Source organism: Marivita cryptomonadis (genome assembly GCF_002115725.1).
In the GTDB taxonomy this organism is placed as follows: domain Bacteria; phylum Pseudomonadota; class Alphaproteobacteria; order Rhodobacterales; family Rhodobacteraceae; genus Marivita; species Marivita cryptomonadis.
Window position 1 is genome coordinate 26,042 of sequence record NZ_JFKD01000001.1, and the last position, 11,745, is coordinate 37,786.

The 11,745-nt window shown below is 57.8% G+C and carries 10 protein-coding genes; 6 read left to right on the plus strand and 4 right to left on the minus strand.

Going from position 1 to position 11,745, the window contains the following annotated elements; genetic code table 11:
* Nucleotides 1-27: 27 nt before the first annotated feature.
* Together recQ and MCRY_RS00120 are read right to left on the minus strand one after the other, a co-directional pair.
* Nucleotides 28-2,082: a DNA helicase RecQ gene (recQ, locus tag MCRY_RS00115; protein ID WP_085627438.1), complete on the minus strand. Its 2,055-nt coding sequence runs from the start codon at nt 2,080-2,082 to the stop codon at nt 28-30.
* An 84-nt stretch (nt 2,083-2,166) separates the two neighbouring features.
* The gene (locus MCRY_RS00120; protein ID WP_085627439.1) at nt 2,167-2,460 is read right to left on the minus strand and encodes a YggT family protein; all 294 of its coding nucleotides are present in this window, start codon (nt 2,458-2,460) and stop codon (nt 2,167-2,169) included.
* A 137-nt stretch (nt 2,461-2,597) separates the two neighbouring features.
* Between MCRY_RS00120 and MCRY_RS00125 the strand changes: the two genes are divergently transcribed.
* The 6 genes from MCRY_RS00125 (at nt 2,598) to arfB (ending at nt 7,710) form a co-directional block, all read left to right on the plus strand.
* Complete coding sequence (locus MCRY_RS00125) at nt 2,598-3,149, plus strand: thioesterase family protein (protein ID WP_085627440.1); 552 nt, start codon at nt 2,598-2,600, stop codon at nt 3,147-3,149.
* 54 nt (nt 3,150-3,203) lie between these two features.
* Entirely contained in the window at nt 3,204-4,544 is a 1,341-nt protein-coding gene (locus MCRY_RS00130) for an MFS transporter (RefSeq protein ID WP_085627441.1), read from the plus strand.
* A complete protein-coding gene (gene mepA / locus MCRY_RS00135) occupies nt 4,541-5,464 on the plus strand; it encodes a penicillin-insensitive murein endopeptidase (protein WP_085627442.1) in 924 nt (307 codons plus the stop codon). Before MCRY_RS00130 ends, mepA begins: the two co-directional genes overlap by 4 nt.
* 6 nt (nt 5,465-5,470) lie before the next feature.
* Nucleotides 5,471-6,316, plus strand: a complete 846-nt coding sequence (locus tag MCRY_RS00140; protein ID WP_085627443.1) for an esterase-like activity of phytase family protein — start codon at nt 5,471-5,473, stop codon at nt 6,314-6,316.
* Between the two features lie 90 nt (nt 6,317-6,406).
* A complete protein-coding gene (locus MCRY_RS00145) occupies nt 6,407-7,036 on the plus strand; it encodes a queuosine precursor transporter (protein ID WP_085627444.1) in 630 nt (209 codons plus the stop codon).
* 251 nt (nt 7,037-7,287) lie between these two features.
* Nucleotides 7,288-7,710, plus strand: a complete 423-nt coding sequence (gene arfB, locus MCRY_RS00150; RefSeq protein WP_085627445.1) for an alternative ribosome rescue aminoacyl-tRNA hydrolase ArfB — start codon at nt 7,288-7,290, stop codon at nt 7,708-7,710.
* Nucleotides 7,711-7,785: 75 nt separating this feature from the next.
* Here the strand turns inward: arfB and MCRY_RS00155 are convergent, their stop codons facing one another.
* Complete coding sequence (locus tag MCRY_RS00155; protein ID WP_085627446.1) at nt 7,786-10,392, minus strand: TIGR02302 family protein; 2,607 nt, start codon at nt 10,390-10,392, stop codon at nt 7,786-7,788.
* Nucleotides 10,393-10,428: 36 nt separating this feature from the next.
* Complete coding sequence (gene lysA / locus MCRY_RS00160) at nt 10,429-11,694, minus strand: diaminopimelate decarboxylase (protein WP_085627743.1); 1,266 nt, start codon at nt 11,692-11,694, stop codon at nt 10,429-10,431.
* Between the last annotated feature and the right edge of the window lie 51 nt (nt 11,695-11,745).

Sequence of the window (11,745 nt, forward strand, 5' to 3'; positions counted from 1 at the left end):
CTTTTCTATATCTCGGTTCCGGCTGATTTAGTCCGCTGTCCGCAAAACGTCCAGAAAGCTCTCGGCAAAGCGTTCTGCATGGCGATCGCCGATGATGCGGGCAATGGCGGTTTCATCGCGCGGTCTGCTCTGGGCAATTTTCGCCAGTTGCCCGGCATTGCAGGACATCGGCTTCATCGTTCCACATGACCCACGGACCAATTGGGCCTGCGAGGCCAATAGCGCATCAAAGATGCCACCCGCATCGCTTGCGGCCAGTTTTCGTCGGGCGGGATGTATGTCCGGGACATCCCCTGCCATCACCTCGAGAAAAGCCCGACCATAGCGTTCCAGCTTTTTTGCACCAACGCCGTTGATCCGTGCCATATCGTCAAGCGTCTTTGGACGGTTCTCGACCATCTCGATCAGCGTTCTATCCGGGAAAATCACATAAGCCGGGACCGATTGTTCTTCGGCCAACGCACGACGCTTGGCCTTGAGCGCAGAAAGCAGCGGCGCGTCTTCGTCGCTGACCAAAGTCCGAACTTGAGGGCGGCGTTCATTGGCCGCTTCAAGGCTATCGCGGCGCAGGTTGATCGTCGCTTCACCGCGCAGAATCGGGCGGGCGGCTTCGGTCATCACCAACGCCCCATGCCGTTCGGCATCCGGGCGCATCAGGTCATGGCCCATCATCTGCCGAAATACCGCCTGCCATTCCCCCCGCTTAAGATCTTTGCCAACGCCAAAGGTTGGTAATGTGTCGTGGCTGCGGGCCAACACCTTTTCGGTTTTCGTGCCAAGCAGGATGTCGATCAGGTGCCCGGAACCGAAACTTTCACCCGTGCGCAGCGCAGCGGACAGCGCTTTTCGTACTGCCTCGGTGCCGTCAAACACCTCGGCCGGTTTGTCGCACAGATCGCAATTTCCACAGGTGATGTCTGCTTCACCAAAATAGCCAAGCAGCGTCATGCGGCGGCATTCAAGAGCTTCCGCCAACCCCAGTAGCGCGTTCAAACGTCCGTGGTCGGCATGACGGCGTTCGGGCGGTGCAAGCCCTTCGTCGATCTGGGACCGACGCAGGCGAATGTCGTCAGACCCGTAGAGTGTCAGTGTTTCGGCAGGTGCCCCGTCGCGCCCAGCGCGACCAATTTCCTGATAATAGGCTTCGATGGATTTCGGCAGATCGGCATGTGCCACCCACCGGATATCGGGCTTATCGACACCCATGCCAAAGGCAACTGTCGCGACGACGATCAGTCCGTCTTCGGTGGCAAAGCGCGCCTCGACGCTGCGGCGCGCATCAGGGTCCATCCCGCCATGATAGAAACACGCGGTGTGACCTTCGGCATTAAGTGCCTGCGAAAGAGTTTCGGTCTTCGCGCGCGTGCCGCAATAGACGATGCCAGATTGATCCTTGCGCGCGGCTGCAAACTTCAGGATCTGCTCACGCGGCTTGTTCTTCGGTGCGAACATCAGATGGATGTTGGGCCTGTCAAACCCCCGCAAGAACGTGGTTGGCGCATGTCCATCAAACAGGCGCGTGACAATCTCTTCCTGCGTTTCGGCATCCGCCGTGGCCGTGAAGGCGGCTAGTGGCACATCCAGCGCACGGCGCAGTTCACCAATGCGAAGATAATCCGGGCGGAAATCATGACCCCACTGGCTGACGCAATGGGCCTCGTCCACGGCGATCAGTGACACGCCCGCCTGTTGCAGCATCCGTTGCGTGCCGCTTGAGGCAAGGCGTTCCGGGGCAAGATACAGCAGCTTCAGAGCGCCAGAATGCAGCATATCCCAAACGGCGTCGTTTTCTTCGTCCGTATTGGCCGAGGTGAGCGCCCCCGCGGCGACGCCTGCTTCGCGCAACCCGCGCACCTGATCGCGCATCAGGGCAATGAGCGGGGAAATTACGACGGTGACTCCGTGGCGCACCAAAGCAGGCAACTGAAAACAAAGCGACTTGCCGCCACCGGTCGGCATGATGGCCAACACGTTTTCCCCATGCGAGACAGCCTCTACAATCTCGGACTGGCCGGGGCGAAAACTGTCGAATCCAAAGATATCGCGCAGAATGGCGTCTGCGTCAGACATATCGCGGGGCATGAGTGACCTGTCAGGTTCTTAACTATATCTGCTCTTAACCTGACAGTCTCATACTAAGGATGCGTGAACAAGCCTTAGGTCGGGTCAAAACCCGTAGAAGAATCCAGCATTGTTCGAGAGCACGATGCGCAGGATATAGACCCCGATCAAGGCGACCAGCGGCGCGAGGTCGATCCCCGACATCGGCGGCAGAATACGCCGGAGCCGCGAATACATCGGTTCCAGAATACGGTTCAGAGCGTCCCAGATCTGCGCGACGATGGGCTGACGCAGGTTTAAGACCTGAAAATTGATCAGCCAACTCATGATGACGTGGGCAATGATGAAGAACCACACGATATCGAGAAGCAGCATCAGGATCTGGTAGAGCGATTGCATCGGACGGAATTCCCTTGGCAGTGATCTGACAACAGGTAGGCGCAAGCGCGCCGAAGAACAAGTCAGAGCACTTGCCGCGAGGTCGCGGTTGACGTGATCGGGCGTCAGGTCAACTAAGCGGGCAACAGGAGAATCCGATGTATCCTTTCATCCGCATGGCGCTTGGTATCTGGAAAGCGCGCAAAGCCCCGAAACTTGGGCCATTCGCCACCTACGTGTCGCAGCATCGCTGCTGGCCGTGGGACATCGACATGTGGATGGAGCTGAACAACGGTCGCACTTTGACGCTTTACGACCTTGGACGCATTCCTCTTGCTCAGGTGAACGGTCTGATGGGTATGATCCGCCAGGAACGGTGGGGACTGACGATGGCAGGTGTTGTCGTACGGTACAGACGCCGCATCCGTACGTTTGAACGCTTCGAAATGCGCAGCCGACTTCTGTGCTGGGACGCGCGGTTTCTCTACATCGAACAGTCGATGTGGAAACAGAATGGCGAATGCGCGAACCATGCAGTCTATCGCTCTGCAGTCACTGACCGGAACGGGATTGTTGCAACCGACCGGGTCATTGCGGCCATGGGAATGGAGCACACGCCATCACCTGAAATGCCCGATTGGGTGGCAGATTGGCTGCGCGCAGAAGACGCGCGTCCATGGCCGCCGATGCAAGACGCGGTATCTGCCTGACTGCGCTTGCCGCTTTGACATTTCGCACCCATAACCTCGGCAGGGGGATTTGGCATGGCGAACGCGTCTTTGCGTAAACGGATTTGGGGCTGGTTCTTTTTCGACTGGGCCAGTCAACCGTATAATACGCTTCTGATTACCTTCATTTTCGCCCCCTACATCAAGGAATTGGTGGGCGATGGCACCACCGCGCAATCTGCGTGGGGGTTCGGGATCGGGGCTGCCGGCATTGTCATTGCGGTTATTGCGCCGGTTTTAGGCGCACTGGCTGACACGGGCGGAAACCGCATGCGCTGGATTTGGCTTTTTTCGATCATGTACGTGGTTGGTGCGGCAGGTCTCTGGTACGCTGCACCCGGCGATTTCAGCCTGATCCTGATCCTGACTTTCTTTGCCATCGGAATGATCGGCATGGAGTTCGCGACGACCTTCACCAACTCGATGCTGCCTGATCTGGGCACTCCCGACGAGATCGGACGTATCTCCGGCAATGGCTGGGCGTTCGGCTATGTTGGCGGCCTGTTCGCACTGGTGATCATGCTGCTGTTTTTTGCCGACAATGCCACAACCGGGCGCACCTTGATCGGCTTGGAGCCAGTATTTGGTCTTGACCCAGAGGCACGCGAAGGTACCCGCTTTGTCGGTCCGCTCGTAGCGATTTGGTTTGTTGTTTTCATGATCCCGTTCTTCCTGTTCGTACGAGAACCGAAAGGACAAAAAGCGCCGAAAGGCGCGGTCAAACTGGCGCTTAATGACCTCAAGTCGACCCTGAAACGACTGCCTCAGGATCGGTCACTTTTTGCGTTCCTTGGATCGGCCATGTTTTACCGCGACGCATTGAACGGGATGTACGCGTTTGGCGGCATCTACGCCGCTGGAGTCTTGGGTTGGAGCGTTCAGAACGTTGGCATCTTCGGCATCATCGCCATCATCGCGGGTGCCTTGGCGGCGTGGCTGGGTGGCATGGTGGATTCGCGTTTTGGACCAAAGCCAGTGATCGCCGCCTGTATAATTGCGCTGACTGCGGTTGGTGTGGCCATTGTCCTGATTTCGCGCGAGTCGATGTTTGGTATTGCACTCCCAGAAGGATCCACGCTGCCCGACATCGCGTTTTACGTGATTGGTGCCGTCATCGGTGCCGCCGGTGGTGTCATTCAATCGGCTAGCCGAACCATGATGGTGCGACAGGCCAATCCTGCGCGCATGACCGAAGCATTCGGCTTGTATGCGCTCGCAGGGAAAGCGACCAGTTTTCTGGCACCTTTGCTTATCGGGATCACCACCTATGCCACTGGATCACAACAATTGGGTGTGAGCCCCGTGATAGGCCTTTTCCTGATCGGCCTTGTGTTGTTACTCTGGGTCAACCCAAACGGGAAACAGGCAGTATCATGAAACGGTTTTCGATTATCCTCGGTCTCGCCTTCTTTCTGACCGCCTGTGGCGATGACAGCGGATCGCGCAATGCAGAAACATCTGCCACCAGCGCCCCCCGCGTGACCAGTGTCCTCAGCACGCGGCAGGCCAAGCAGCTTTTCGGTGGAATGGAGAACGCCTCCACTCAATCTCCAGCCGCCTTTGGCAGCTACGCCAAGGGCTGTGCTGCCGGGCAGGTGCAATTGCCGGAAACCGGCCCGACGTGGCAGGCGATGCGCCTGTCGCGGAATCGCAATTGGGGCTTGCCGATCACAGTTGATTTTCTGCAGGATCTGTCGCGCATCGCGGCGCAACAACCAGGTTGGAACGGTCTTTATGTTGGGGACATCAGTCAGCCGCGTGGTGGACCGATGCTGACGGGTCACGCCAGCCACCAGATCGGCCTTGATGCCGATATCTGGATGCGACCTGTAGACCGGCTGAACCTGAGCCAGACAGAGCGCGAAAACATCTCGTCGATTTCGATGCGCCGCTCGAACGGAGCTTTCACCAACGATCAATGGACGAAAGCACATCATAATATCATAAAGGCCGCTGCCAGCGACCCACGGGTGGCGCGTATCTTTGTGTTTCCCGGCGCCAAGGTCGCCATGTGCAATGCCGAAACCGGAAACCGTCAGTATCTGCGCAAAATCCGTCCGTGGTACGGCCACCACTATCATTTCCATGTCCGCTTGGCCTGTCCTCCGGGAATGTCGGGATGTGTCGATCAGGATGCGCCGCCGCGGGGCGATGGATGTGACGACGCACAGCAATGGGTGAACAACATTCTCAATCCACCGCCGCCCAACCCCAACGCACCGAAACCAACACCACGACGCGAACTTACGCTTGGCGATCTTCCCGCTCAGTGCGCGACTGTACTGTCGGCCAATTGATGCACTTTGAGTCCTGACACCGGTTTGGCCGAGGATATTCAGACAGCTCGTTTCCTGTCGTCCTATCATTGGACAAAGGAACGCGAAGGGTTTGGCGGGTATTCCGGTATTTCGCTGACGCCTGATGGCGCTGGATTTGTCATCATCAGTGACCGGGCGCATCTTATTGAAGGCACCATCTTTCGTCATGACGGAAAGATCATCGGGGTGAGAAGCGCGGAGATGGCGCCACTTGACCTGCCCGATGACTTATTCGCGCAGCCATCTGTGCGGGACACCGAAGGCTTGGCGCTTGATACTGATGGCCGTCTATATGTTTCGGTCGAAAGCGAGAACCGCGTCCTGCGACGTGATATCGATGGGATATGGGCCGCTTTGCCCAGATATCCAGCCATCGACGCCCTGCCGCTCAATCGCGGACTGGAAGCCTTGGCTCTTTCGCCTGACAACACGGTATATGCGCTACCCGAAACCTCTTCGGGCCTGAATACCCCCTTTCCGGTCTTTCGTTTTCGGGTCGACGCCGGCTGGGATCAGCCAATGTCGATTTCCCGAAGCGACGGGTTTCTTCCCGTTGGAGCGGATATCGGCCCTGATGAGCAGCTTTATGTTCTGGAACGCGGTTTTGGCGGATTTGGCTTTTCCTCGCGCGTTCGGCGTTTCAGAATTTCAGAAGGCTCAAACCTTGATGGAGAAACGCTGCTTACGACCGAACCGCGCCGTCACGACAACCTAGAAGGACTTGCGGTTTGGAGCGCCCCGGACGGGACGTTGCGGCTGACCATGGTGTCGGACGACAATTTCCTTTTCCTGCAGAAAACAGAGATCGTCGAATACGCCTTGGCCAAATAGCTTGTCTGTCCAGATGCAGCGCTATATGCACCGCGCCATTCCCTGAGATGGGAATCAAGTCCCCGCAACCTTGGCAAAACGGGAGTCACAATGACCCGCGCTCATATTCCTGGCATTATCGCCATGGCCCTCATCGTGTTGGCCTCAAACATCCTTGTTCAGTTCCTGTTCGGGAATTGGCTGACATGGGGTGCCTTCACCTATCCACTCGCCTTTCTTGTCACTGACCTGATGAACCGGCTCTACGGGCCCAGCGCTGCACGCAAAGTGGTGTTCGCAGGCTTTATCGTAGGCGTCGTTTGCTCGCTGATTGGTACGCAAATCCAAGGCGAATTCGGCCCTCTGGTCACCCTTCGCATCGCCCTTGGTTCGGGCATAGCTTTCCTGACTGCACAGCTTCTTGACGTCAAAATCTTTGACAAGATGCGCGAAGGTGCTTGGTGGAGCGCTCCGTTGGCATCAACGCTGATCGGTGCGTCTGTAGACACAGCGCTGTTTTTCAGTATCGCATTCTCTGGCGGGCTTAGCTTTATCGAACCGTCCAACGACGTCTCTTGGGCAGGGGAAATGCTTCCCATGCTGGGTGCCGGACCGGTTGCGCCGCTTTGGGTATCGCTGGCAGTTGCCGACTGGATGGTCAAAATCGCACTCGCGTTGCTCGCACTGATACCTTTTCGACTCATCGTTTTACGTTTTCGTGAAAAAGCGGCTCTGACGTAAGAAAACAGTTGCGCGATACGGAAAGCCTGTCACGCTGAGGGTGCGTTTTATCAACAGCTGAAAGGAGGTGATCCAGTGTCGAGAGAGGTATTGGAGAGAGGTGTCGGAACAGTTCGAGAGGCACACATCTAGGGCAAACCCTGGGTGACGAACCCATCGAATTGGTGTGGAACCTAACCGGACCCCGCCTCCGTAAGTCTCGAAGGGTCGCCCATGTGGCGACCCTTTTTGTATGAGCTAAGTGAATCCTGATGCTACAGATTTCAGACAAGATCAGCATTGAAGATTGGGAACTGACCGAGCAGTTCATCCGCGCATCCGGTCCCGGCGGTCAGAACGTCAACAAGGTGTCGACGGCCGTTGAATTGCGGTTCGAGGCGGATCGATCCCCCAACTTGCCGAGCCCCGTCAAAACCCGTCTGCGGCGGATCGCCGGGCGGAAATGGACCAAGGATGGTGCCGTTATTGTTCAGGTCGATGAAACCCGATCACAAGCCAGAAATCGAGACATCGCACGGGAGCGATTGAAAGAGATGATTGTCGCTGCGCTTACCGCACCGAAGCGACGGGTGCCCACCAAACCCACGCTTGGTTCCAAGAAGCGCAGGCTCAAGGAAAAGAAGGTGCGGGGCGAGGTAAAATCCTTGCGCGGCAAGATTGACCCCGACACCTGATCCGGGCGCATTGGCTGCAACGGCCAAAAGATGCGCTAAAGCAGCATCCGTTTGCGTTGACACAAACGCGCAAGATCAGAACCGATCAAGCAGTCGCTCGAGGTATTCCAGTTCTTCCTCAGGGCGTTCGCCCTCACCCGAACGACGCCGGATCTCGTCCAGCAATTCACGGGCCCGACGGTAAACATCCTCGCCTTGCAGCAGGTTCTCGTTCGACCCGATCTGGCCGTTCGAGCCGACGTTCCGGCCGAGAGGATCGCGCTGCTGGCCGGGATCCGCACCATCCGCCATGCCTTGCTGGCCCTGCCCTTGCTGTTGCTGCTGCGCCATTGCCTCGCCTAGATTGCGCATGCCTTCGCGCAGCGCTTCCATGGCTTCGGACTGATTGTCGATGGCGCCTGCAAGATCATTCTCACGCAGCGCATCTTCAGCACCTTCCATTGCTCCCTCGGCACGGTCCAGTGCCTCACGTGCGGCATCTCCAGCCTCGGTGCCAGCGCCGGGCAAGTTTTGTGACTGTCGGTTCAGCTCTTGCCGCAAAGAACGCTGCCGTTCAGCAAGGCTGTCCTCGAGGCTTTGGCCTTCGCCATTCTGCCCCCCCTGACCCGGCTGTTGCCCTTGGCCTTGTTGCTGGCCCTGCTGCTGTCCTTGGCCTTGCCCCTGCTGTCCCGGCTGCTGACCGGGCTGTTGGCCCTGTTGCCCTTGCTGACCCGGGTTGAATTGCTCCTGCAAGTCGCGGAACGCCTGATCCGAAAGACCCTGCTGTTCACGCAATGTCTCTGCCAAGCCTTCCATAGCCTGTTCGCCGGGCGATTGACCTTGTTGGCCTTGGCCTTGCGTGACCTGCATGTTCTCCATCATCTGGCGCAGTTGTTCGAGCGCTTCCTGCGCCTCGGCCATGCGGCCCTGCTCCATCAGTTCCTGAATGCGGTCCATCATCTCTTGCAGATCGTTCTGGCTCATCTCCATCATGTTCTGGTTCTGAGTCATTTCCTGATCAGGGTCGTTCTGTTGATCCTGTTGTGCCTGGCGCGAAAGCTGCCTCAGGTAGTCATCGGTCGCCTCACGCAATTCTTGCATCAGCTCAGCGATTTCCTGATCGGACGCGCCATTGCGCATCGCTTCGGACAAGCGATCCTGAGCGCGCTGCAACCGTTCCAACGCGTCTTCCAGATCGCCTTCTTCCAACCGGATCGCCAAATCCCACATCGCCTGTGCAATCTCGGCCTGTTGGTCATCGGTCATCGTGACACGCGACAAGGCCTCGATCCGGCGCATGATCGTCCTCAGGCGGAGGAAATCGGTGCTCGATCGGAACACATCGTCTGGGCGATGCGAAACAGCGCGCATCAACAAGGCAACATCCGCCGCATTGTCCCGGTTCCACAACAGCGACCGACGCAGATCAATGATCGAACTGGCCATGGGATCAAAGAAGCGACGGCCCGGCAGGTCGATCACTTCAGGCACGGCTTCTCCAATCTGCTCTGCTTCATCGGTGACGGTCAGGCTGATTGTGACAGGCAGGTTGGCCCAAGGGTGTTCCGAAAAGTTGTCCACGAGGGTTTCTGTGAACTCCGACCGATCACCCGCAATCGGCATCGGTAAGGGTAATTCGATTGTGGCACGCGGCTCCGGATCGATCCGAAGGCCATAGCGGCGGTCAACGTCGGTCAACGCAAGCGCAATGCGTGCTGTCCCGGTTGCCACCGCATAGTCATCGTTGGCGGTGAAAGGAATTTGCGCTTCACCTTCGTAGCTGACCTCGATCTCGCCATCACGCATGACTTCCGGTGCGCGATCTGGCGTTGCAACGATCTCCCATGCTCGACCACCTGGCCCTTCGATCGCAAGCTGCCCTGATCGCGTGACAGTAAATTCCTGAGCGGTATTCGTGGATGCCTCGACAAGGTCTTCAGGTGTTGCGATCGGCGCTGTCCTGTTCGACACCGATTCCGTAACGCTGAGCACACCGACTTCGCCATAGAACCGCAGAGTAACTCGGCTGCCTTCCGGAGTGTCGAGCCGCGCATCCCTGATGTCATTGAGATAGATCGAGGGCCGACCAGTGTAGTGCGGCGGCTCCAGCCAACCTTCCCATGTCGGGCCAGAGGCAAGATCAGACCCAGAGGGCCCCATTGCGGACACGGTCTGAACTTTGAGAACCGATCCGAAAACGGCCGCGACCAAAAAGGCAAGAACGGCAACATACCGAAGGGCGAAGGGGTCCGCCTTGGACACGCGCAGATCGGGTTCGGCTGCCTTGGCATCCTTCAATCGGGCCGCCATCCGCGCTTGGTGTGCGTTCCAAACGGCCAAAGACGCAGGATCGCTGGCACCAATGGCCTGGCTGTCCATAGCGGCCAGAATGGGGTTTCCGGGCAGTGTCGCATCCAAGCGCGCGAGGGCCGATGCCTGCGATGGCCAGCTGAACCTGCGCACACCTCGCACCAGCGCCCACGCGGCCGCCAGACCGGACACCGCCAAAACGACCCAAACCGCCTCCATGGGAAGATAGTCTTGCAGTCCAAGCATGAGAAACGCCAAGACGGCGAACAACACCGACCACAACGGCCAGAACGCGCGCACGATCACTTCGGCTCCCATCCCCAAACGGGTCAGGAAAAGCGGCCAACGCAACGCGGCATCAATCTCCTTGGGCAGGTCTTCCCGTGCGGTCATTCCGATCTCCCGGTTCGTTGACCGCAGGGGAATACCTCACAGCCACGGAGGAATGGTATCTCGGTTTATGATTTCGTCAAAGTCAGGACGCTGACGAATGACAGCGAATTGATCGCCCTTTGCCAAAACTTCAGGCACAAGTGGACGGGTGTTGTATTCGCTGGCCATCACAGCGCCGTAGGCTCCGGCTGATCTAAAGGCAACAAGGTCACCAGCGGCAAGCGGAGGCATCATACGATTCTTGGCAAATGTGTCGCCGGATTCGCAGACCGGGCCAACAATGTCGTAGGGCTGCTGCTCAACCCCGGCGTCCGGTTCGAGAACCGGCACGATGTCGTGATGCGCGTCATACATGGCCGGACGGATCAAGTCGTTCATCGCCCCGTCCAGGATCAAGAACTGTCGGTCCTCGCCTTGCTTTACATAGATCACCCGACTCACGAGAATGCCTGCATTGCCCGCAATCAGACGGCCCGGCTCAATCTCGATCTCACAGCCCAGATGGCCCACACTGCGCTTGATCAATGCGCCGTAATCCGATGGCAGCGGCGGCGCTTCGTTCGAGCGTGTGTACGGAATCCCAAGTCCACCGCCCAGATCAAGCCGCCGGATATTGTGGCCATCCGCCCGCAGCAGTTCGGTCAGTTCGGCAACTTTGCGATAGGCGAGTTCGTAAGGTTCAAGTTCGGTCAATTGCGACCCGATATGCACATCGATGCCAATGACGTCGATCCCGGGCAAAGCGGCAGCTTCGGCATACACTGCGCGCGCCTTGGAGATCGGAATTCCAAATTTGTTCTCCGACTTCCCGGTCGAAATCTTGGCATGTGTCTTTGCGTCGACATCAGGATTCACCCGAATGGTGATCGGCGCGATTTTGCCAAGACTTGAAGCAATCTCGGAAATCACCAGCAATTCAGGTTCGCTTTCGACGTTGAATTGGCGAATCCCACCTTCAAGGGCAGCACGAACTTCGCCGCGAGTCTTCCCCACGCCGGAAAACACGATCCGCTCTCCCGGAACACCGGCGGCTTTGGCCCGGGCGTATTCGCCACCCGAAACGACATCCATACCGGCACCAAGATCGGCAAGCGTTTTTAGAATCGCCTGGTTCGATGCCGCCTTCATCGCGTAGCACACCATGTGCTCCATGCCGTTCAGAGCATCATCGAAAAGCTGATAGTGCCGCGTCAGCGTGGCCGTCGAATAAAGATAGAATGGCGTTCCGACAGCAGCGGCAATATCCGCAACCGACACATCCTCGGCATAAAGTTCGCCGTTACGATAAAGAAAATGATCCACACCCGCCTCCAGACCAGACCGCGATGCAGTAGCGCAGCCCAATGTTTTGCG